Source organism: Bacteroides sp. 43_46, from assembly GCF_001915455.1.
GTDB classification, from domain to species: domain Bacteria; phylum Bacteroidota; class Bacteroidia; order Bacteroidales; family Bacteroidaceae; genus Bacteroides; species Bacteroides caccae.
Genome location: NZ_MNQN01000111.1, coordinates 1 through 22,064, shown reverse-complemented (window position 1 = coordinate 22,064; position 22,064 = coordinate 1). Strand labels below are relative to the sequence as shown.

Annotated in this window: 20 protein-coding genes and 1 pseudogene; 7 read left to right on the top strand and 14 right to left on the bottom strand. The window is 44.1% G+C overall.

Annotation, left to right across the window (positions count from 1 at the left end; all coding sequences use genetic code 11):
- Window positions 1-75: 75 nt before the first annotated feature.
- From BHV72_RS10640 to BHV72_RS10590, 11 genes and pseudogenes are all read right to left on the bottom strand, one after another.
- Window positions 76-996, bottom strand: a complete 921-nt coding sequence (locus BHV72_RS10640; protein ID WP_005676329.1) for an NAD(P)-dependent oxidoreductase — start codon at window positions 994-996, stop codon at window positions 76-78.
- Between the two features lie 100 nt (window positions 997-1,096).
- Window positions 1,097-2,120, bottom strand: a pseudogene (gene serC / locus BHV72_RS10635) (3-phosphoserine/phosphohydroxythreonine transaminase).
- 284 nt (window positions 2,121-2,404) lie between these two features.
- Window positions 2,405-3,739: a DEAD/DEAH box helicase gene (locus tag BHV72_RS10630; protein WP_149921522.1), complete on the bottom strand. Its 1,335-nt coding sequence runs from the start codon at window positions 3,737-3,739 to the stop codon at window positions 2,405-2,407.
- 46 nt (window positions 3,740-3,785) lie between these two features.
- Complete coding sequence (locus tag BHV72_RS10625) at window positions 3,786-3,965, bottom strand: hypothetical protein (RefSeq protein WP_005676337.1); 180 nt, start codon at window positions 3,963-3,965, stop codon at window positions 3,786-3,788.
- Window positions 3,966-4,197: 232 nt separating this feature from the next.
- Window positions 4,198-5,472 (bottom strand): NADH:ubiquinone reductase (Na(+)-transporting) subunit F, encoded by a 1,275-nt coding sequence (gene nqrF, locus BHV72_RS10620; RefSeq protein ID WP_005676339.1) that lies wholly within the window; start codon window positions 5,470-5,472, stop codon window positions 4,198-4,200.
- Window positions 5,473-5,490: 18 nt separating this feature from the next.
- Window positions 5,491-6,117, bottom strand: coding sequence for an NADH:ubiquinone reductase (Na(+)-transporting) subunit E (gene nqrE / locus BHV72_RS10615; protein ID WP_005676340.1), 627 nt, complete (start codon window positions 6,115-6,117; stop codon window positions 5,491-5,493).
- A gap of 24 nt (window positions 6,118-6,141) precedes the next feature.
- Entirely contained in the window at window positions 6,142-6,783 is a 642-nt protein-coding gene (locus tag BHV72_RS10610; RefSeq protein WP_005676342.1) for an NADH:ubiquinone reductase (Na(+)-transporting) subunit D, read from the bottom strand.
- Between the two features lie 22 nt (window positions 6,784-6,805).
- Window positions 6,806-7,480 carry a Na(+)-translocating NADH-quinone reductase subunit C gene (locus tag BHV72_RS10605; RefSeq protein WP_005680717.1) on the bottom strand — a complete coding sequence of 225 codons (675 nt, stop codon included), beginning with the start codon at window positions 7,478-7,480 and terminating at the stop codon, window positions 6,806-6,808.
- A gap of 13 nt (window positions 7,481-7,493) precedes the next feature.
- Window positions 7,494-8,666 (bottom strand): NADH:ubiquinone reductase (Na(+)-transporting) subunit B, encoded by a 1,173-nt coding sequence (locus tag BHV72_RS10600; RefSeq protein WP_286855794.1) that lies wholly within the window; start codon window positions 8,664-8,666, stop codon window positions 7,494-7,496.
- 55 nt (window positions 8,667-8,721) lie between these two features.
- Window positions 8,722-10,071, bottom strand: a complete 1,350-nt coding sequence (locus BHV72_RS10595; protein WP_032837660.1) for a Na(+)-translocating NADH-quinone reductase subunit A — start codon at window positions 10,069-10,071, stop codon at window positions 8,722-8,724.
- A 168-nt stretch (window positions 10,072-10,239) separates the two neighbouring features.
- Window positions 10,240-11,640 (bottom strand): C1 family peptidase, encoded by a 1,401-nt coding sequence (locus BHV72_RS10590; RefSeq protein ID WP_022042221.1) that lies wholly within the window; start codon window positions 11,638-11,640, stop codon window positions 10,240-10,242.
- A gap of 232 nt (window positions 11,641-11,872) precedes the next feature.
- On the opposite strand from BHV72_RS10590, the gene BHV72_RS10585 reads away from it, so the two are divergent.
- From BHV72_RS10585 to BHV72_RS10555, 7 genes are all read left to right on the top strand, one after another.
- Complete coding sequence (locus BHV72_RS10585; RefSeq protein WP_373111847.1) at window positions 11,873-13,108, top strand: BamA/TamA family outer membrane protein; 1,236 nt, start codon at window positions 11,873-11,875, stop codon at window positions 13,106-13,108.
- A 127-nt stretch (window positions 13,109-13,235) separates the two neighbouring features.
- The gene (locus tag BHV72_RS10580; RefSeq protein WP_005676350.1) at window positions 13,236-13,982 is read left to right on the top strand and encodes a TolC family protein; all 747 of its coding nucleotides are present in this window, start codon (window positions 13,236-13,238) and stop codon (window positions 13,980-13,982) included.
- A gap of 11 nt (window positions 13,983-13,993) precedes the next feature.
- Entirely contained in the window at window positions 13,994-16,216 is a 2,223-nt protein-coding gene (locus BHV72_RS10575) for a GumC family protein (protein WP_258908574.1), read from the top strand.
- The gene (locus tag BHV72_RS10570) at window positions 16,209-17,513 is read left to right on the top strand and encodes an O-antigen ligase family protein (RefSeq protein WP_195414694.1); all 1,305 of its coding nucleotides are present in this window, start codon (window positions 16,209-16,211) and stop codon (window positions 17,511-17,513) included. Before BHV72_RS10575 ends, BHV72_RS10570 begins: the two co-directional genes overlap by 8 nt.
- 2 nt (window positions 17,514-17,515) lie before the next feature.
- The gene (locus tag BHV72_RS10565) at window positions 17,516-18,424 is read left to right on the top strand and encodes a glycosyltransferase family 2 protein (RefSeq protein ID WP_122271885.1); all 909 of its coding nucleotides are present in this window, start codon (window positions 17,516-17,518) and stop codon (window positions 18,422-18,424) included.
- On the top strand, window positions 18,421-19,581 hold the full coding sequence (locus tag BHV72_RS10560; protein WP_055170381.1) for a glycosyltransferase family 2 protein: 1,161 nt from the start codon (window positions 18,421-18,423) through the stop codon (window positions 19,579-19,581). Before BHV72_RS10565 ends, BHV72_RS10560 begins: the two co-directional genes overlap by 4 nt.
- Complete coding sequence (locus BHV72_RS10555; RefSeq protein WP_122295549.1) at window positions 19,571-20,680, top strand: glycosyltransferase; 1,110 nt, start codon at window positions 19,571-19,573, stop codon at window positions 20,678-20,680. The genes BHV72_RS10560 and BHV72_RS10555 overlap by 11 nt, the downstream gene beginning before the upstream one ends.
- Here BHV72_RS10555 and BHV72_RS10550 read toward each other — a convergent pair whose 3' ends face one another.
- The 3 genes from BHV72_RS10550 to BHV72_RS10540 all read right to left on the bottom strand — a co-directional run.
- A complete protein-coding gene (locus BHV72_RS10550) occupies window positions 20,681-21,124 on the bottom strand; it encodes an N-acetylmuramoyl-L-alanine amidase (protein ID WP_005676358.1) in 444 nt (147 codons plus the stop codon).
- A 119-nt stretch (window positions 21,125-21,243) separates the two neighbouring features.
- Window positions 21,244-21,774, bottom strand: a complete 531-nt coding sequence (locus tag BHV72_RS10545) for an HU family DNA-binding protein (protein ID WP_005676360.1) — start codon at window positions 21,772-21,774, stop codon at window positions 21,244-21,246.
- 101 nt (window positions 21,775-21,875) lie between these two features.
- On the bottom strand, window positions 21,876-22,064 hold a 189-nt coding region (locus tag BHV72_RS10540), incomplete at its 5' end, for a hypothetical protein (protein ID WP_286855783.1).

The window sequence follows — 22,064 nt, the reverse complement described above, 5'->3', positions numbered from 1 at the left end:
ACGTTCTGCGACAGATTGTTTTTAATCAGATTATAACTATGTTATCCTGAAAATCCGCCTTCCTCATTCTGAATATTATTTGTTTACTCTAAACTTCTCACAACCGTCTTTCAGAAAACCGACAATCTGTTGAGCTGCAGCAATACCGGCATTGATATTTGCTTCGGCAGTCTGTGCACCCATTTTCTTCGGTGTTGAGAAATAACGTCCGGCAAACTTTTCTACAAATTCAGCGTTAGCAGCAGGCATAATGTCCGTAATGTATTTGAAGTCTGCACGGTCTTCCATTAATTTGATAAGTTCTGCTTCATTAATTACTTCCTTACGGGCAGTATTCACTAGCATAGCGCCTTTCGGCATGTCTTTCAGCAAAGCATAGTTGATAGAGTTCTTTGTTTCGGCAGTTGCCGGGATGTGCAGAGAAACAAACTGGCAAGTCTTGTAAAGTTCTGCAGCAGAATCAAGCGCTTTCACTCCGTCTTTCTCGATTACTTCTTTCGGGCAGAATGCATCGTATGCATAAACTTCCATTCCGAAGCCTTTAGCAACACGGGCTACATTGCGACCTACGTTTCCGTAAGCATGGATACCCAATTTCTTGCCCATTAATTCCGTACCGGAAGTACCGTTATAGAAGTTACGGACAGCATAAACCATCATACCCAAAGCCAGTTCGGCAACAGCATTAGAGTTCTGTCCCGGAGTATTCATCACACAAACGTCGTGAGCAGTAGCGGAAGCCAAGTCAACATTATCATATCCTGCACCGGCACGAACCACAATCTTCAACTCTTTCGCAGCATCCAACACTTCTGCATCAATAATATCACTACGGATAATAATCGCATTAGCATCTTTCACTGCATCCAACAACTGAGCCTTATCTGTATATTTTTCAAGCAAAACAAGCTCATATCCGGCCGCTTCAATTTCTTTACGGATACCGTCTACTGCAATCTTTGCAAACGGTTTTTCAGTAGCTACAAGTACTTTCATAATCAAATTCTGTTTATAAAAACTCACCACAGATTACTCAGATTCTCACAGAATTTAGAAATATCTGTGCCAATCTGTGTAATCTGTGGTGACAATATTATTAATGAAGTTTTTCAAATTCCTGCATGCAGTCAATCAAAGCCTGAACGCTCTCTTTCGGCATAGCATTGTAGCATGAAGCACGGAAACCACCTACGGAACGGTGTCCCTTAATACCTACCATACCTTTTTCTGTTGCAAACTTCAAGAAGTCTGCCTCCAAATCTTTGTATTCAGGAGCCATTACAAAACAGATATTCATGCGTGAACGGTCTTCCTTGGCAGCAGTACCTACGAACAATTTATTACGGTCAATTTCTGCATACAGCATATCAGCCTTTTCAATAGCACGGCGTTCCATTTCCTTCACACCACCCTGAGCTTTAATCCAACGAAGAGTCTGCAAAGCAGCATAAATAGGTACTACCGGAGGAGTGTTGAACATAGAGCCACTATCAATATGAGTCTGATAGTTCAACATTGTCGGGATATAGCGGGAAACTTTACCTAGTGCGTCATTCTTTACGATAACAAATGTAACACCTGCGGGAGCCAAATTCTTCTGCGCACCACCATAGATACAGATGTATTTGGAAACGTCAATCGGACGTGAGAAAATATCAGAAGACATATCGGCAATCACTGGAACCGGAGAATCGAGGTCTTTCTTCAATTCCGTACCGTAAATTGTATTATTTGTAGTGATATGGAAATAATCTGCATCAACAGGGATTGTGTAATCTTTCGGGATATAAGTATATGTAGCTTCGGCTGAAGAGGCAACCTCTACAACTTCACCAAAACCTTTGGCTTCTTTCATTGCTTTCTTTGCCCATACACCGGTATTCAAATAAGCTGCTTTTTTTTCGAGGAAATTATAGGGCACCATGCAGAACTCCATACTAGCACCTCCACCCAGGAACAAAACCGAATAACCTTCGGGGATATTGAGTAATTCCTTGAATAATGCCTCTGCCTCGTCAACCACAGGTTGGAAGTCTTTGGCACGGTGGCTGATTTCCATTATCCTCTATCACCTCACGCGGAAGAATGGAAGGTCCTGCATTGAAATTATGCTTTTTCATTTGAAGTTTGTTTTTGGTTTAACAATTTCGTTACTTTTTGTCTTTCGACTTTGCGAATTTACGAATTTATTTTCGGCGTACAAATCTTTCCTTATAAAAATACTGTTTTATAGCAGATTTCTCTTACTTTTTATTGGTTTATACAGGATATATACACCATATTGTTATCTATACATATCAAGTTAAGAATAAAAGTCGAAAATATCACTCTATGAAATCAATAAATTATAAAGTGAAAGAGAAATGAGATAAAAATGAATATTTATAAAGAAAAAGTTTTTTTTCTACTTCGCTTCTTCGATAATTGTCTTCATTCCTTTGATCTTTTCTCCTTGGATCAAATTCAGCAATTGTTTCACCTTAGCCCGACGAACGGCAACAAATGCATAATGCTCTTTTACATCAATAGCCCCTACATCTTCACGAGCCAAATTTCCTTTTTTATATAAGAATCCGGCAATATCTATCCGGCTTAATTTTTCTTTCTTTCCTTTACCTATATATACAGTAGTCCAGACAGATTTAGGAGGACGAGAAGCATTTTCCGGTAATGCCACTGTTTCTATATTATCCGGGATATAAGTCGGAAGTTTTTCCTCAGCGTGAAGCACCAGATAAGAAGTTCCGGTTGCATCCCAACGCGCGGTACGTCCGTTACGATGCGTGAAGGCTTCTTCGTTCACAGGAAGGTGGTAATGAATGATATGCTCAATTTCCGGTATATCCAGCCCACGGGCAGCGAGGTCCGTAGAGATAAGCACATGACAACTACCGTTACGGAATTTATACAAAGCACGTTCACGGTCCGGCTGCTCCATGCCACCATGAAAACGTTCGGCAAATAACTTCTTTTCAGCCAGAAGCTTATGTACCCGGTCTACCGCATCTCGATGATTACAGAAAACAATACTAGAACTACTTCCCAGTGTACAAAGCAAATTATATAAAGTATCAATCTTGTCTTTCGAGGGAGAAATCACCTTCATTAATGTCAGGCGGGATTCCTGTTCTTCAGAAGCATCCGGCAGGAAATTCAGTTTCACTGTGCGGTTCAATCCTGTAAACTGAGGAATTTCTTCTGCATCGGTAGCTGAAAGCAGCATACGTTTCTTCAATCCCGGAAGTTGTGTGATAATCTCCGCCATTTCATCATGGAAGCCAAATTCCAGTGATTTGTCAAATTCATCAATAATCAGTGTATGGATCGTTTCGGGATTGAAGTTTCCCTTGGACAAATGATCGGTGATACGTCCCGGAGTACCAATAATAATAGCAGGATGATTGCCTAGAATACTCTTTTTTTCTTCAGCAATAGGGTGCCCACCATAACAACAACAAGTTTTCCAAGAAGTACCCATTGCCTTAAATACACTGTCTATCTGTAAAGCCAGCTCGCGCGAAGGTACTAAGATTAATACCTGCACACTACCGTCATCCGTTTTCAAAGTGAGCAATAATGGCAGCAGATAAGCCAAAGTCTTACCTGATCCTGTCGGTGACAACAGTATGACGTCTTTTTTTCCTGTAGCTTGTTCCAGCGATGCTTCCTGCATCGGGTTCAACTCCTCGATCCTCAAGTTACGAAGAACCGATTGTATAATCTCATTTTTCTCTAACATGTGGCAAAGATACAAAAAGAGTAAGAGTATGAAGACAAAAAGACGGTCAAACTTTAGCCATTCCAGTCAGTATATAGCGACCTTTCAGGTTATTCTCCTTCATATAAATCGTAACTTCTACCCGACAGGCTTTCATCAGATCATATCCGGTTAAACCTGCATTCATAGCTTTGATAAACGAATACTCCGTGTCGTCGTGAATAAAAGAAATACGATGATATTCCATAACAAAATGTATTTAGGGAACTATTATGTAGTCAAAAGTACAAAATTAATAGATAAGTAGATGCAAAAACAGATAACTATCTTCAAAACTGACATAAAATTCACCAAATACATCCCGAAAAGACACAAAAGAAGGCGGGAAATCTGAGAAGCATAATCAGCATTCAGATTTCCCGCCCTGTTTTTATATAACCTTTCCGGTAGTTTCCCAACCGGAGGGTATTTTTCGAAGATTATCCTCCGAAGTTATCGAACATCAAGTTCTGGGCTGGAACGCCAAGGTCATCAAGCATCTTTTCAACAGCTTTCGACATCGGGCCAGGACCACACATATAATATTCAATATCTTCAGGAGCTTCGTGATTCTTCAGGTAAGTTTCATAGATTACGTTGTGAACGAATCCCGGAGTATACTTCACACCGGCAGCATCAGCAGCAGGATCCGGACGGTCAAGTGCCAAATGGAATGTGAAGTTCGGGAAGTCTTTTTCGATTTGCAGGAAGTCCTCCAGATAGAATACTTCGTTCAACGCACGGGCACCGTAGAAGTAAGACATCTTACGATCGGTAACGTGCAGTGTCTTCGTCAAGTGCATGATTTGTGCACGCAACGGAGCCATACCGGCACCACCACCAATCCACATCATTTCCTTGTTAGAATCCAAGATTGGGTGGAAATCTCCATAAGGACCGCTCATAATAACCTTGTCACCCGGTTTCAGCGTGAAGATATAAGAAGAAGCTATACCCGGCATTACATCCATAAATCCGGGACCTTGTTCTTTCGGTTTGAACGGTGGAGTAGCGATACGTACAGTCAACATGATACGGTCACCTTCCGCCGGATAGTTGGCCATAGAGTAAGCACGGATTGTTTCCTCATCGTTCTTACACTTCAAGCCCAACAGACCGAATTTCTCCCATGCAGGCAGATATTCGTCACCAATCAGGCTCTTATCGATATCCTTGTCATAGTCCATTGAGAATTTAGGAATCTTGATCTGTGCATAAGAACCGGGGATGAAGTCCATGTGTTCACCCTTAGGCAGAGCAACGATGAACTCTTTGATAAATGTAGCCACGTTCTTGTTGGAGATAACTTCACACTCCCACTCTTTCACACCGAGCACAGACTCGTCAATCTTGATAGACATATCACTTTTCACTTTCACCTGACAGCCCAGACGCCAATGGTCTTGCTGCTGTTTACGGCTAAAGTGAGGAACTTCGGAAGGCAAGATTTCACCGCCACCTTCAAGCACCTGGCATTTGCACTGTCCGCAAGAGCCCTTACCACCACAAGCGGATGACAGGAATATCCCGTTGACAGACAGCGTATTCAGTAAAGTAGAACCGGAAGCCACTTCCAATTCCTTTTCACCGTTGATTGTCAGTTTCACGTTACCTGACGGTACCAGGAAATTTTTGGCAACCAACAGGATAACAACAAGCAGCAGAATAACCACAAGGAATACCCCAATGCTCGCTAATATTAAATTCATATCCATTGTCTTATTCCTTTCTTTTTAGATGTTCAAACCAGAGAAACACATAAATGCGATTGCCATTAGGCCTACTGTGATAAACGTGATACCCAAGCCCTTCAACGGAGCAGGAACGTCAGAGTAAGCCATTTTCTCACGGATAGCAGCCAGACCTACGATAGCCAGCAGCCAACCGATACCGGAACCGAGTGCATAAGAAAGCGCGTCCCAAATATCACCAATATACTTCGGATCACTCGGACCGAGATTGATGCGTTGCTGCATAAACAGAGAAGCACCCATGATAGCACAGTTAACGGCAATCAACGGCAGGAAGATACCTAGTGAAGCGTACAGCGACGGGCTGAAACGTTCCACCACCATTTCCACCAATTGCACAATACCGGCAATAACGGCAATGAAAAGAATAAAACTCAAGAAACTAAGATCGACACCTTCAATGATAGCGTTGGCAGCCAGCACCTTAGTTTGCAACAAGTAGTTCACCGGAAGCGTCACCAACAACACAAAAGTTACGGCGATACCCAGTCCTACGGCAGTCTTCACATTCTTCGAAACGGCCAGGTATGAACACATACCCAGGAAGAATGCGAATATCATGTTGTCCACAAAGATAGAGCGGACGAATAAACTTAATAAATGTTCCATAATTCTTTTTTGAATCTTGAATTATTAATTACTTTCTTCTTGCAACTCTTTGTGGCGCGCACGTTGGTACCAGATAATGCAAGCTACGATAATCAATGCCATAGGCGGCATCAACATCAAACCGTTGTTAATGTATCCGGTGTTTTGAATAGGTTCGTAGTTCAATATATTGAAACCAAGCAGTGTACCCGAACCAAGCAATTCGCGGAAGAAAGCCACGATTACCAGAATCTTGGCATATCCCAAACCATTACCGACACCGTCAAGGAAAGACTCCCAAGGACCGTTCTGCATGGCAAATGCTTCCAGACGTCCCATAAGAATACAGTTGGTAATAATCAAACCTACATAAACAGAAAGTTGCACGCTTACATCATAAGCAAACGCTTTCAGAACTTCACTCACGATAGTTACCAAAGCAGCTACCACAACCAACTGAACGATGATACGTATACGGTTAGGAATGGTTTTGCGAAGCAATGAAATAACGACATTAGCAAAAGCTGTAATCACTGTTACCGAAAGTCCCATTACAATGGCAGGCTCCAGTTTTGCGGTAACAGCAAGTGCAGAACAGATACCTAGCACCTGTACGGTAACCGGATTATCTATTCCCAACGGAGCAGAGAATACTTCTTTATTTCTCTTTGAAAACAATTGTCCCATATTCTTTATATCTCCTCCTTAATTATTTAGTTAAAAAACTCATATAACTGCTCAGGCAAGCTTTCAACATAGCGTCCACCCCTACTGAGGTAATTGTACCACCCGAAATACCGTCCACCTGATATTCAGGTTTCTCTACCTTGCCATTCTTTACAACTCCCAAAGCGATAGAACCGTCTTCCAATGTTTTCTTGCCTACGAATTCATTCTGGAAATGTTCGGTAGCAATTTCAGCACCCAGACCCGGAGTTTCACTAGCATGAGAGAAGTAAGTACCGTAAACAGTATCCTTATCTTCGTTCAGCGCGATGTATCCCCAGATAGCGCCCCAAAGACCGGCACCGTAAACAGGAACGACATATTTAGTCTGGCCGTCCACTTCGCACACAAATACGTGCAGACGTTGTTGTTCTTTTGCTTCTTTCTCGTAGTTGGTAGCAAATTCGCCAGTATTTTCAGTCAGCGTACCGTCTACGTTCATCAGCATATCACCTTTTACATATTTCTGATATTCTGCATCCGCATCTTCTACATTCTTAATGTTCAATGCAGCAAGAATCTGCTTTTTAGTGTCCAACTGCACATTCTTGTTTTGTGTTTCTCTCAATGAAGAGCTAACGAATGCCAGCAGGAATGCCACGATAACAACCATTACCGAAGCATAAATGATAGTATAACTATTACTATTCGTATTCATTTTCATTCGGTATTTATTGGTTAGACTTGATAGCACGTTTCTCGCGGCGACTGATATTTCCCTGTACTACACAGTAGTCAATCAGCGGTGCGAAGATGTTCATTAACAGGATAGCGAGCATCATACCTTCGGGGTAACCCGGGTTCAGAACACGGATAACGATCGCCATGACACCAATCAGGAATCCGAAAATATACTTACCTCTTTCCGTACGTGCGGAAGTAACAGGGTCGGTAGCCATAAACACGGCACCGAAGCAGAAACCACCGAGAACGAGGTGTTCGTACCAAGGCATTTGCGCCATTGTATTGTTTTCCATGCCGATTGCGTTGAACACCCAAGCCATGAATGCACCACCGACAAACACAGAAATCATAGTTTTCCAACTAGCAACCCCCGTCCACAAAAGGATAACGGCACCAATCAGAATAGCGATCACGCTTGTTTCACCGATAGAACCGGGAATCAGACCTGTCACCATATCCATGCTGAACTCAGGCACAATACCTGTCGTTGCAGCTAATCCCAGAGGAGTGGCAACCGTAAGTCCGTCTACCGCCTGTCCCATACCGAAAATAGTGTCGCCGGATACCCAAACGGCATCACCGGACATCTTGGTCGGATAAGCGAAGAACAGGAATGCACGAGTAATCAACGCTACGTTGAAAATGTTCATACCTGTACCACCGAATACCTCTTTCGCAAAGATAACAGAAAATGCAGTCGCTACGGCGAGAATCCACAACGGACAGTCAACCGGAACAATCATCGGGATCAGGATACCCGAAACGAGGAATCCTTCCTGAATTTCTTCCTTCTTCCATTGAGCTACGATGAACTCAATGCCCAGACCTACTACATAAGATACGATTATTTTCGGCAACACTGCCAGAAATCCGTAGATAAACATTTCGAAGAAGCTGCCTGTGGCACCTGTATGAGTGAAATGCTGATAACCTACGTTGTACATACCGAACAGCAACACCGGTACTAACGAAATAACCACAATCGACATGATACGTTTGCTGTCGATCGCGTCGTGTATGTGCGTTCCCGTTTTCGCAGTCTTGCTGGGCACGAACAGGAATGTTTCGAAGCCGTCGAACACCGACTGGAATGCGTGGAATTTGCCGCCCTCTTCAAAGTTCGGCTTTATCTTATCGAGATAATTTCTTAACGCTTTCATTAATATATTTACTATTTTACGATTTACAATTTACGATTTGCCATGCGGGCATTGATTATGCCATTTCAGCACGGAGCATGTCGAGTCCGGCACGGACGATACGTTGCAGTTCCATTTTCGAAGAGCAGACGAATTCGCAAAGAGCGAAGTCTTCGGGAGCCACTTCGTAGATACCCAACGCTTCCATACGGTCAATATCACCGGCGATGATAGCTTTAATCAGATATTCGGGCAAGATATCCATTGGGAATACCTTGTCGTATTCACCTGACATAATCATATGACGTTCGCCACCTTTGATGCGGGCATCCAACGTATATTCTTTTTTGCCCATTAACCAGCTAAAATAAGAGCGGTTGGCACTGAACTGGTTGAAACGCGGCATAATCCAACCAAGCATTTCGTGAATGTCGTCACCTTCGGGAATTACAGTCAGCTGGCTGTCGAAAGCTCCCAGGAATCCGTTCGGTGATACCTGTTTTCCGCTCAACACATTACCACTGATGTAGCGCAGATCCTTGCCTGTCGTTACATTTCCGGCAAATACGTTAGTCAGCAACGCACCTACCTGAAGTTTGCAGTAAGCAGGTTTCAACACTTCGGAACCAGTCACAGCTACTGTACGGGTGAAATCCACACGGCCTGTATTAAAGAGACGGCCGATAAAGATAACTGCCTGCGGGTCGATCGTCCACACAGTCTCACCTTTGGATACGGGAGCGATGTGATTGATTTGAACACCTACGTTACCGGCAGGGTTCGGTCCGTCGAATGCAGTAATTGTAACGTTCTTAGCCTGAGTCAGTGCAGTAGCGTTTTGTTTTACGCTGATACTCAGGTAAGTTTTTGCCATTTTGGCGAGAGCATCGAGTCCGGTCTGGAAGTTTGCTTCTTCTCCTTTCAAAGCAAATTCGAAGTTGGGAGCCAGCGGATTGGTGTCGAATGCAGATACGAAGATTCCCTTCGGGGTAACCGTCGGGTCGGCGATGATGTCATAAGGACGTTGTTTGATAAACGCAAAAATACCGGCTTCCAACAAAGCGGTTTTCACAGCATCAGCATCCATTGAGGCAACATTCTTCTTTCCAAATTCTTCGTAGTCCTGTTCGGCAGCCGCCTCTACTACGATGTTTAACACCTTGCGGCGAGCACCACGTTCAACACTCGTCACCACGCCACTCACGGGCGAAACAAATTTCACTTCAGGATGATACTTGTCGATAAACAAGGGTCCACCAGCCATCACATACTCCTGCTCTTTTACGACTACCTTCGGCGTCACTCCAGGAAAATCATCGGGTACGAGTGCGTAAAATCCCGGTTCTTTCACTGTTGCGTACGTTTCAGCAGCTTTACCTTTCAGGTTTATGTCAAGGCCTTTACGTAACTTTATTACATTTGCCATGCTATATAAAATAATGGTTTCATAAATTTGCCGCAAAAGTAATAAATAAGATTGGGATTCGTGAGGAAAAAAGAAAGGAATTACGGAAAAATATCCGCAATTCCTTTCGTGGTCGCACACAATATTCTTTAGAGTGCCTTTCTTTTGTTCTCAAAAAGAAGAAAAAGACTATTCTTCTCCGGCAAACATCGGGTCCCAGGCAGGGAGACGAATCGGTTTCTGCTTGAGTATTTCCTGTATTTTGGAAGACGCATATTTCGTTTCAACCACCAGACGGAACATATATTCGTCAAACCATTCGTCAGTCATGATAAGATGCCCCTGATAACCGGAAGCAGGTCCCCAACTATTCTCAACCATCCATTTGGTCGGTTTTCCATTTTCATCGAGGTCAACCGCCATAAGAGTCATGGCGTGACTTGAGCCGCTGGCAAAGCTTTGGATACGTTCTTTCTTGTCCATGCCGAAAGTGGTGCCCATAAGAGATTCGTAGTCGTAGTTTTTAACATCCAGCAAGCCACGGTCGGAGTTGAGGAATTTGCCGACATCGCAAGAGAAATACATCATCGTACTGTCTTTCAGAGAGGCGATTGCCATTTCCTTGATATCTTCAACGGGTAGGTTGACGTATGTCCAGTTCTTGCCGTCGTAACGGTGGCGGTCATAGTCGATTTCGTAACATTTGTAGTATTCGCGGCTGGGATCGTTCATTAGCATAATGTAGTTGCTGATGAGGTTTTCGTCACCATACTTCTTCAAGAAAGACAACGGGGTATAATTTTCGGTAGAAACAAGCTTACCTTGGGCATTATACTCAGTCCATGTAAATTCTGTGGGAGGAACGCCCAAGTTCAGAACGAGCAACCGGTAGATAGTGCCGAGCATTTCAGTTTTCGTTTTCTCCAGAGCAGCAGGTTTAGCGCCCTTAGCAGCCATATCGCGAAGCTGAATCCCCTGTTCGCGAAGCTTCAGGGTGATCAGACCGGCCATGCGGGAAGTATTTTCACTACTGTTCGTTTCCGGCATTACATCTTTGGGTACAAGACCATATTTACTTACAATGTCGGCTACCCCGGTGAAAGTTCCGCCGTCACTCAGAGGATTACGGAAAAGCCATTCCACCATTTTGTCGTTCATCGGTTTGTCACTGGTGTCGATGATACCTTGCAGGAAAAGGTTCGCTTTCTCCAGTTGGTCGAAGAAAAAAGGATAAGTCTGAGAGAACTCAAAAGAACCCAGATGATACTTGTCAATCGCTTTGGCACGCATCACGTTCAGCCCCGTAAAGAGCCAGCAACGTCCGGATGATTTCTGGTTCGTGATACCTTTGGAGTTCACTTTAACTGAAAAGTGCGTGTCCATTCCTTTCATGTTATCCTGATTGAGAGCCAGTTTGCGGATGTCGTTGCTGCCGATAGCGTTGCGGATAGCTTTGTCGGCAGACGTATTCTGGTAACTCTGTTTGATTTGCTGCATCATAGCGTCACTGATGCCTCCTTTCGCGTCTTGTGCCTGTGCCGAGTAGCAGAGGGCACAGAAAACAAAAACTGGTAAGATTCGTTTATTCATTATAGATAATTCGTTAAGTTACTTTGCCGGTATGCTAATAGATAGACGTGTCGTGTTTATGTTTGCCGCACCGGATATTAGCATATTGGCAAATTGGTTTTACATATATTATTTGGCAAAAATACAATTCTTTTTTAGATTTATTATCTATGAAGATGAAAACTAATCGAAATAAAAGCGTTTTCTTTGCAGTCAGATTCCAAGAAAGAATATGAAAAGATATATAATAGGTATGTGGTTGGCAGTTCTGCCCATCAGCTTTACATTAGCCCAAACAGATCGCACGATAGTAAAAAACGACGAAGTGCAAGGTTCTATGAATTCAATGTCTGCTGGTGAAATTCTCCCGACAGATACCACTCCCACCCTTTCCAAACGTGAACTACGACGTGAACGTGTAGCCAAGAGAAATCTTCACTATAATATATTGGGCGGTCCCAGTTACACACCAGATTTTGGCTTGTTGGTAGGCGGTAGCGCTTTAATGACATTCCGGATGAATCCCAGCGATACTACCCAGCGGCGTTCGATCGTCCCTATGGCGATTGCCCTGATGTTTAAAGGCGGTCTGAACCTGATGACCAAGCCGCAGCTTTTCTTCAAAGGTGACCGTTTCCGTATCTTCGGTACCTTCTCCTACAAAAATACGATTGAGAACTTCTATGGCATCGGATATAGCACCAACAAAGACTATCCTCGCGGAGAAGACACCAGCGAATACCGTTACAGCGGCATTCAGGTGAATCCGTGGTTTCTGTTCCGTCTGGGAAAAAGCAACTTCTTTGCAGGCCCTCAGATTGATTTGAATTATGATAAGATCACGAAACCCGCCGCCGGAATGATCGAGCAACCTTCGTATATTGCAGCCGGAGGGACAGAGCACGGATACACAAATTTCAGTTCGGGGCTCGGATTCTTATTGACGTACGACACACGTGATGTTCCGGCAAATGCTTACCGGGGAACATATCTTGATTTTCGCGGAATGATGTATAGCAAAGTATTCGGAGGTGATGACAATTTTTACCGTTTAGAGATCGATTACCGTCAATATAAGACTGTCGGCAGACGCAAGGTGGTTGCCTGGACGGTACAGACTAAGAACGTCTTCGGAAATGTTCCACTGACGAAATATGCACTCAGCGGAACCCCTTTTGATCTTCGCGGATATTATATGGGACAGTTTCGCGACAAGTCCTCTCATGTAATAATGGCTGAATATCGTCAGATGATAAACACGGACAAAAGCACGTGGGTGAAAAGAATGCTGAATCATGTAGGTTATGTAGCATGGGGAGGATGCGGATTCATGGGTCCTACGCCGGGCAAGATAGAAGGCGTGCTTCCTAACCTCGGATTGGGTTTGCGCATCGAAGTCCAACCCCGTATGAATGTGCGTCTCGACTACGGCAGAGACATGGTGAACAAACAGAATTTGTTCTATTTCAATATGACGGAGGCATTTTAACCGGTAATCCGCGCACAATTAACAAGAAAGATTGCAAAATAGATAATAAAAGACTGCTCATAAATAAAATTAATCCTTATATTTGCGCAAGCTATAACACAGCAAGAGCAAATAATATGATTTTTTTATGAAGCAATTTATATATCTTTTTTCGGGATTACTACTTTTGTTTGCCTCTACCCCCCGTGTAGTTGCGCAAGAAATCGGCGACTATTCTCAACTGAATGACGAAGATTATAGTAAGATAGATCTTCCTCCCCTGTCCGTTCTATTCGAAAATGCCAAAAACAATCCTATCTATGAGTTGGCAGACGCTAAAACAGCAATAGAGCGTAAATTATTACAAAAGGAAAAATGGGCATTTCTCGGCTTCTTCAGTTTGAGGGGAAGTTATCAATATGGTATGTTCGGCAACGAATCTACCTATACAGATGTGGCGATAGCTCCCTACCTCACCTATTCTACTCAGGCGCAAAACGGTTATACGCTGGGGGCAGGTGTCAGCATTCCGTTAAATGATTTATTTGATCTCAAAGGACGTGTCAGCCGACAAAGGCTTACACTGAAAAGCGCGCAACTGGAGCAGGAGATCAAATACGATGAGATTAAGAAAAACATTATTGAGATGTATGCCATGGCCACTTCGCAGATAAGAGTTCTTCAAATGAAAAGTGAAAGCCTGATTCTTGCCAATGTACAATACGAAATATCCGAAAAGAACTTTGCCAACGGAACCATAGAATCGGCCGATCTGTCAACAGATAAAGAAAGACAGTCACAAGCCCGTGAAGCATACGAAAAGAGTAAATATGAGTTAACAAAAAGCCTGATGATACTCGAGGTTATTTCACGTACCCCCATTATACGAAAATAAAAACAGAAGATATGAATTTTGTTATCTCTACCATACAGACTTTATTCCGCCACCGGTGGTTATTGCTGATTGGAACCACCCTCTTCACTCTATCAGTCATCTATTATACACGCCACATGCAGGGCGGATATGATGTAAAGGCCACTCTGTACACCGGGGTCGCTTCAGGATATAATCTGGAAAGTGACAAGCGGACAGACTGGGCTACCGTACAAAATTCAATGGACAATCTGATCAGTATCATGCAAGCTGAAAGTACACTAAAACGAGTGTGCCTGCGACTATTTGCCAGAGTTCTTATCCAAGGAAATCCGGACAGGGAAACCAATGGTATTACTGTTTCCAGTTATACCACCACATATAACCATTTAAAAAACAGTCCGAACGGGAATGAAATTCTAAAGCTGATAGACAAATCAAGCGAAGACAAAACAGTCTCCAATCTGGAAAAATATATGCGGCCGCATAAAGAGAACTATATTTACGGCCTGTTTTACTATATTCATCCGTTTTATAGCTATAATGCCCTGAAAAATATAAAAGTACAGCGCCGCCTGACCAGCGATCTGCTGGACATCAGCTACTCATCCAGCGACCCGGGTATCGCATACAACACAGTAAGTATCTTAATGGATGAGTTTGTGGAAGAATATCGCCGTATCCGTTATGGAGAGACCGACAAAGTTATCAAATACTTTGATGAAGAACTGAAAAGGATCGGGAAGAAACTTAGTACAGAAGAAGAAGACTTAACTAAATACAACGTAGAAAAACGCGTCATCAATTATCTTGATGAAACGAAGGAAATAGCCGCTATCAACAAAGAATACGCATTGAGAGAGCAGGACGCAATGTTTGCATTAAACAGCAGCAGGTCCATGCTCGACGAATTAGAACGGCACATGGACAGCAACGCCAAACAGATAATTAAAAACATGGAGTTTGTCGGAAAAATAAAAGAAGCTTCCGATATAACAGGAAGAATCTCGGAGGTCGAAGCTATGTCCGATTCAAATAATAAAGACATTACTGCTCTCAATAACAACAAGAAGCGATTGAGTGAACTTAAAAAAGAGCTAAGCGAACTGACAGATGCCTATGTAGGACATAAATACAGCAAAGAAGGTGTTTTGCGAACAAACATCATCGACCAGTGGCTCGAACAAACCCTGTTATATGAAAAGGCCAAAGCCGAACTGCTAATTGCACAGAACTCGCGCCAAGAGCTGAACGAGCGATACGTATTCTTTGCACCGGTAGGTACTACGATCAAACAGAAAGAGCGTATGATTAACTTTACCGAGCGCAACTATCTAACCGTATTGCACAGCTATAACGAGGCCTTATTAAGAAAGAAAAATCTGGAAATGACCTCCGCTACACTGAAGGTGCTGAATGAACCGACCTATCCGATCTCGCCCCATTCAACTAACCGGAAGCAAATCATCATAGCTGCGTGTATAGGCAGTTTTTTAATAATTGTTGCCTTATTGCTGCTAATAGAAATGCTTGACAGAACATTGCGGGATGCCGATCGCACCAAGCGAGTGACGGGATATAAAGTGGTAGGTGCTGTCCCCAGCCTTTCGACTTCCCGTTACGGAGGACTGACCAAGACCTACGTGCAACATTCCGCAAGTGAGCTGACCAATTCGCTGCTTCGTTTTCTGGGCAAACGAAAATCTCCGGGTGTATTCATCATCAATTTGTTCAGTATCAATGAAGATTCCGATGAAGAAACAATAGGCAACCTTGTCTGCGGATATATGCAAAGCCGTATGTTGAATACAAGATTTATCACCCACGGAGTGGATTTCAACACCAATTCCACTCAATATTTGTTAGCTAAGAACATCACAGACTTCTACACTTTACAAGGAGAAGACATCCTGATAGTTGCCTATCCGCCGTTATCGGAGAGCAGCATACCCAGTGCACTGTTGCACGATGCCAATGCCAACATCCTGATAGCTTCGGCGAATCATGGTTGGAAAACATTCGACAAACAGCTTTGTGACCAGCTTATGGTCCAGCTGGGAACAACAGATGTTCCGTTCCGTATCTGCCTGACCAATGCCGGACGGGGAGCAGTAGAAGATTTCACCGGTCAGCTGCCACCGTATACGTTATTACGTAAAATCGGTTATCATCTCAGCCAATTATCATTAACTGAAAAAATCATATTCAACTTCAAGAATAAGACCAAAGAAGTAGAAGACGAAGACGATGAATAACAGGATAGTAACTTTTCATATTCTGCTTGCCGCACAGTTTGCACTGGTTGCGGCAAACATTATAATGAATATCAAGATAGGTCTTTTTTCCATGATATTTATCTTGTTGTTAACGACTACTTGCCTGATACAGCTTAACAATGACGAGCAAACAAACTGGAAGCCCGGACGAAACATAATGACATATTTGTTTGTAGCCTGGCTCCTATTCTATTTCCTGGAATTACTGAATCCCAACAATGTAATAGAGGCATGGAATATCAACATCACCCCATATACACTCATAGGCCTGATATGTGCCTTTATAGTTCCGATAATCATTCGTACCAAAAAAGACATCGAACTGCTACTGATCGTATGGTCTGTATTCGTCATCATATTTACAATCAAAGGATATTGGCAGAAAAGCCATGGTTTCAGCTCCAAGGACCTTCATTTTTTATTTTCAATGGGAGGTGCCCGAACCCATATCATCTGGTCGGGCATCCGCTATTTCTCCTGCTTTACAGATGCGGCAAATTACGGCGTACATTGCGCTATGGCAACCGTCGTTTTCACCATTAGCGCATTTTTCGTAGACTCAAAATGGAAACGCATCTACTTTCTGTGCATTGCAATGGGAGGGCTCTACGGAGTGGGAATCTCCGGAACCAGAGCAGCCATGGGAGTTATCATGGGCGGAATGCTGATGATAACCATTTTGGCCAAAAATTGGAAAGCGCTGTTGGCAGGCATCTTTGTCTCTATCGGAGTTTTTTGTTTTTTCTATTTCACTAACATAGGAAGCGGTAACCAATACATCCATAAAATGCGTTCTTCTTTCCACCCAACCGAAGACGCCTCCTACAATGTGCGTGTCGAGAATCGACAAAGGATGAAAGAATTGATGATAAAGAAACCCATTGGTTACGGTATCGGGCTGTCTAAATCAGGCCATTTCAATTCAAAAGAGCAGATGCCCTATCCTCCTGATTCATGGTTGGTCAGTGTATGGGTAGAAACAGGGATTGTCGGACTGATTCTTTATCTCGGCATACACGGCACCCTTTTCGCCTGGTGCTCCTGGATACTGATGTTTAAGGTACGCAATAAAAGCCTGCGGGGACTCGTAGCGGCCTGGCTCTGCATGGACGCAGGATTCTTTATAGCCGCCTATGTCAATGATGTGATGCAATATCCCAACCAGTTACCTGTCTATATAGGCTTTGCCCTCTGTTTTGCCGCACCGCATATAGACAAGCGTATCAGTGAAGAAGAAAACACCCAATCAGTATCCACCCCAGAAACCGACGAGTAAATATGACAAACAATATTCCGGAGATATCCTTTATCACGATCTGCTATAACGGGTTCAAAGACACCTGTGAACTGATAGAATCATTGCAAAATAAAATACATTCCATACGTTATGAGACGATCGTGGTAGACAATGCATCACGTGAAGACGAAGCTGCCAAAATACGTGAACGCTACCCCTCCGTCATTGCTATCCGCAGCAATGAAAACAAAGGATTCTCCGGTGGCAATAACATAGGCATCCGAGAAGCAAAAGGGAAATATATCTTTCTGATAAATAATGACACATACATAGAGCAGGATACAGTCTCTTTTTTGATAGAGCGACTCGAAAGCCGTGCGGAAATAGGAGGTGTATCTCCCAAAATCCGTTTCGCTTTTCCTCCTCAGAATATACAATTCGCAGGGTTCACTCCACTGACCCCTATCACACTGCGCAATGCAGGCATAGGTTTCGGTTGTCCGGACAACGGGACATTCGACACCCCACATCCCACCCCTTATCTGCATGGGGCAGCTATGCTGGTGAAACGTGAAGTGATTGAAAAAGTAGGGCTGATGCCGGAAATATTCTTTCTTTATTATGAAGAACTGGATTGGAGCACCCATATAACACGTGCCGGCTATGAATTATGGTACGAACCGCGTTGCACTGTTTTCCACAAAGAAAGCCAAAGCACCGGGCAGCTAAGTAAATTGCGCACCTACTATCTGACGCGTAACCGCCTGCTCTATGCCTGGCGGAATCTGGAGGGGAGCAACCGCTGGCTTTCTATCATTTACCAGACAACGCTGGCTGCCGGAAAAAACGGACTGTCTTTTTTATTAAAAGGTCGGCCGGATCTCTTAACGGCTACCATAAAAGGTATATCAGCATTCATCCGTATTCCTCATAAAAAAGAACAAAAATGATAACCATACTACACATTGCAGAAATTATACTCTACATAATCCTGGCCTTCAACACAGGTTACCTGTTATTGTTTGCCATAGCGTCAAAATTCTGCCGCCCCCGTATCTATCCTCGCACGGCTCCCGGGACCAAGTTTGCCGTGCTCTTTCCTGCCTATAAAGAAGACAAAGTCATTATCCCCGCCATTTATTCCTTCTTACAGCAAGATTACCCACGGGAATTATATGACATTATCGTGATTTCCGACCAGATGCAGGAAAGCACGAACGAAGCTCTGCGACAATTGCCTGTCCGTCTACTGATAGCGGACTATACCGACAGTTCGAAAGCCAAAGCAATGAGTCTGGCAATGAACGCCACCGCAGACATACCATACGACGCAGTGGTCATTATGGACGCGGACAATACTGCCGGTACAAGTTTTCTATCCGAACTCAACCCTGTTTTTCAGTCAGGAGCCAGAGCCGTTCAGGCACACCGCACCGCGAAAAACACCAATACGGATATTGCCGTTCTCGATGCGGCCAGTGAAGAAATCAACAACTCAATATTCCGCAGCGGGCACATCGCACTCGGACTGTCTTCGGCCCTTATCGGTTCAGGCATGGCATTGGAAGCCTGTTGGTTCCGCCAACATATACACCTGCTCGAAACGGCAGGAGAGGATAAGGAAATGGAAGCCCTCCTGCTCAAACAGCGCATCCATATAGAATATCTGGAACACGTCTACGTGAAAGACGAAAAGACCCAAAAGAAAGAAGGAATCAAAAACCAGCGCAAACGCTGGATAGCTGCCCAATTTGACTCATTAGTACGGGCACTTCCCGACTTTCCAAAAGAGCTACTGCGCGGCAATATAGACTATTGCGACAAAGTTTTTCAATGGACACTGCTGCCCCGTATCATCCTGATCTTCTGCACATTTTTTTTCACCATACTAGTCACCCTGGTTTCCCCCTATTCAAGCATTAAATGGTGGATACTCGCTTTTGCTTTATTTCTTGCACTGTTTACGGCAATCCCCGGACATTTACTGAACAAGCAACTCTTACGGGCAATCTTCCAGCTACCGTCCTTACTGCTCGGCATTGCAAGTAATCTGTTCAAATTAAAAGGAGTTAACAAAAAATTTATACATACCGAGCATGGCAATTAACGTATTAGAAGTAATCAGACAAGGTCAGGTAGGTGGTGGCGAGTCTCACCTCCTCGATCTCATAGCAGGATTCGACAACCGTGTCAATCCCATTGTCCTATCATTCACAGGCGGACAAATGATTGACGCGCTCACACAAAGAGGAGTCAAGTGCCACGTTGTCAACACCTCTCACCCATTTGACGTACGCATCACCCGGCAGATCAAAGAGCTGATTCTCAGAGAGAACATACAACTGATCCATGCCCACGGAAGTCGTGCCGCATCCAATGTCGCTTTTATAGCCCGGAAGCTACACATCCCCATGGTATATACCGTTCACGGGTGGAGTTTTCACCAAGACCAGTCGTTTTTCATCAAACGTCTCCGAGCATGGAGTGAAAAAATAATATGCAAGTTGAGCAAAGAAGTAATCTGTGTCTCGGAAAGTAACCGGATTACCGGGCAGAAAACTTTCGGATTAAAACATTCGATCGTCATAGAAAACGGCATTAACCTGACAAAGTTCAACCCCCACCGGGAGTTCAGCAATCTCCGCAACGAGTTCGGATTTACCGACGAGGATTTCGTGATAGGCTTTGTGGGCAGGATCACCTTGCAGAAAGCTCCTTTGGACTTCGTAAAGAGTATCGTTCTTGCACGGCAGAAAGACAAAAGAATAAAGGCGCTATTAGTGGGTCAGGGTGACATGGAAGAAGAGACTAAAGAAGCAATTCGCCTGTATGGAATGGAAAAATACATCCGGACCTCACCTTTTCGCAGTGACGTACCGGATGTATTGCACGCTATCGATGTTTTTTGCTTACCCAGCTTATGGGAGGGACTTTCCATTGCCCTGCTCGAAGCTATGGCAATGAAAAAAGCGTTGGTAGTAACCCCGACAGACGGTACCAAAGAGGTTATCACTCACCAGCAAAGCGGGTTAATAGTAGACTTCGGCAAACCGGAAGAATTGGCAGAATGCTATTTGGCTTATCTTCATCATCCCGAATGGAAAGAAGATTACGGAGTCACAGCTATGTCCACCATTCAGGAACGTTTCAATAGCCGGCGAGTATCACAGCAGGTTACGGAAGTCTACTATGACATTCTCCGATGATTACCTCCATTCCTTCGTCACATCGAAGCACGGGCAAGCCTTCACCCATTCCTCCGGCTCGATCTCCCCGTTCCCGTTCAGGTCGGGGCTCAAGTCCCGGTGTCCGCAGATGCGGCAACCGGGATAGTCGCGCAACAGCGTGAGGATGAGCACATTCATCGAATGAATCTGCCATTCAGTGCGGGTGTCGGCAGGACGTCCGTGGCAGTCGAGGCCGCCCTCATAGCAAATACCGATACTATTCAGGTTGTGTCCCTTGGCGTGCGCACCTATCCGTTCAATCTCCCGCGTCGTCTTGATGCTCCCGTTCTTACGGATGTAAAAATGATACCCCACACCGTTGAAACCACGACGGCGGTGGCACACCTCCAAATCTTCTTCCGTGAAATCCCTGTCCGCCCTGGTGGCGGAACAGTGGATCACAATCAGGTCAATCTTCCTCATCAACCTGTCCTTTCATTCTTCTACCTTTTCTCTTTCTGCGAAAGAAAAACAGGATTTCCAATACAACATCTAAGATTTTGTCAATCATCGCTTCTCATTTTTTATAAATTAGTTATCAACTAGATAGACGGATCCGGAGTCACCCCGCCACCGGAACCGCCCTCTCCCTTGCCGGGCTCCTCGGAACCGGAGCCACCTCCTTCTCCTTCGGAAGCGGCCTTCTTCTCGGTATACAACTCGAACGACACATTATTCTCCCCTCCACGCGTAGTCGCCGTGCTGTCGTTGGCAAGGCGCAGCGAATTGTCAACCTTGAAACGGAGATTGACACGAGAAATATTCTTCACCGTGCAGTCCTTCTCCTGCTCCACACCGGGACAGGTCAGCGTGGTGTAAAAAATCCCCAGCCCGTCCACTTTCACCTTATCGCCTGCCACCAAGACCTTCTTCATCGCACGGACGAAAGATTTCATGACGTGCGACACGTCCTCCACCGAAAGCGACCCGATTGACTCGATTTCACGCGCCAGCGTCTCGATTGAATAGATTTTCGCCTCTCCGGACTTGAGTTTGAGAGCATACACCATTGGCGACTTCTCATCTCCAATTCGTTTTCTGCGCTTGTAGCGCACCACAGTTACTGTTGCCATAATTTAAAATTTTGTTTTCTCCGAAAGGAAGGACATTCTCCCTTTCTGTTGGTAAAACAAAGATACGGCAAGACACCGGCGACTTACCGGATTGCACCGGGTTACACCTGATTACACCGGATTAAGAAAGAATAAAGGAGATTAAAAGAGACTGGAGAGGGAATAAAAGAGATTGAATAGGAAATAAAAGAGACTGAAAGCTCTTTATCAGATTTGGAAACAAAGTTAATTAGGAAAATAATAGCCAGACAGTTTATAGTCGATAGTATCTGCAACTCTCCTCCTTCGGG

Coding starts and splice junctions, on each gene's coding strand:
- BHV72_RS10585 (WP_373111847.1), top strand. CDS start 11,873: ATGTGGTTGGCAGTTCTGCCCATCAGCTTTACATTAGCCCAAACAGAT.
- BHV72_RS10545 (WP_005676360.1), bottom strand. CDS start 21,774: ATGGCAACAGTAACTGTGGTGCGCTACAAGCGCAGAAAACGAATTGGA.
- BHV72_RS10575 (WP_258908574.1), top strand. CDS start 13,994: ATGAATTTTGTTATCTCTACCATACAGACTTTATTCCGCCACCGGTGG.
- BHV72_RS10570 (WP_195414694.1), top strand. CDS start 16,209: ATGAATAACAGGATAGTAACTTTTCATATTCTGCTTGCCGCACAGTTT.
- BHV72_RS10550 (WP_005676358.1), bottom strand. CDS start 21,124: ATGAGGAAGATTGACCTGATTGTGATCCACTGTTCCGCCACCAGGGCG.
- nqrE (WP_005676340.1), bottom strand. CDS start 6,117: ATGGAACATTTATTAAGTTTATTCGTCCGCTCTATCTTTGTGGACAAC.
- BHV72_RS10640 (WP_005676329.1), bottom strand. CDS start 996: ATGAAAGTACTTGTAGCTACTGAAAAACCGTTTGCAAAGATTGCAGTA.
- BHV72_RS10625 (WP_005676337.1), bottom strand. CDS start 3,965: ATGGAATATCATCGTATTTCTTTTATTCACGACGACACGGAGTATTCG.
- BHV72_RS10590 (WP_022042221.1), bottom strand. CDS start 11,640: ATGAATAAACGAATCTTACCAGTTTTTGTTTTCTGTGCCCTCTGCTAC.
- nqrF (WP_005676339.1), bottom strand. CDS start 5,472: ATGGATATGAATTTAATATTAGCGAGCATTGGGGTATTCCTTGTGGTT.
- BHV72_RS10595 (WP_032837660.1), bottom strand. CDS start 10,071: ATGGCAAATGTAATAAAGTTACGTAAAGGCCTTGACATAAACCTGAAA.
- BHV72_RS10630 (WP_149921522.1), bottom strand. CDS start 3,739: ATGTTAGAGAAAAATGAGATTATACAATCGGTTCTTCGTAACTTGAGG.
- BHV72_RS10580 (WP_005676350.1), top strand. CDS start 13,236: ATGAAGCAATTTATATATCTTTTTTCGGGATTACTACTTTTGTTTGCC.
- BHV72_RS10560 (WP_055170381.1), top strand. CDS start 18,421: ATGATAACCATACTACACATTGCAGAAATTATACTCTACATAATCCTG.
- BHV72_RS10555 (WP_122295549.1), top strand. CDS start 19,571: ATGGCAATTAACGTATTAGAAGTAATCAGACAAGGTCAGGTAGGTGGT.
- BHV72_RS10605 (WP_005680717.1), bottom strand. CDS start 7,480: ATGAATACGAATAGTAATAGTTATACTATCATTTATGCTTCGGTAATG.
- BHV72_RS10610 (WP_005676342.1), bottom strand. CDS start 6,783: ATGGGACAATTGTTTTCAAAGAGAAATAAAGAAGTATTCTCTGCTCCG.
- BHV72_RS10565 (WP_122271885.1), top strand. CDS start 17,516: ATGACAAACAATATTCCGGAGATATCCTTTATCACGATCTGCTATAAC.
- BHV72_RS10600 (WP_286855794.1), bottom strand. CDS start 8,666: ATGAAAGCGTTAAGAAATTATCTCGATAAGATAAAGCCGAACTTTGAA.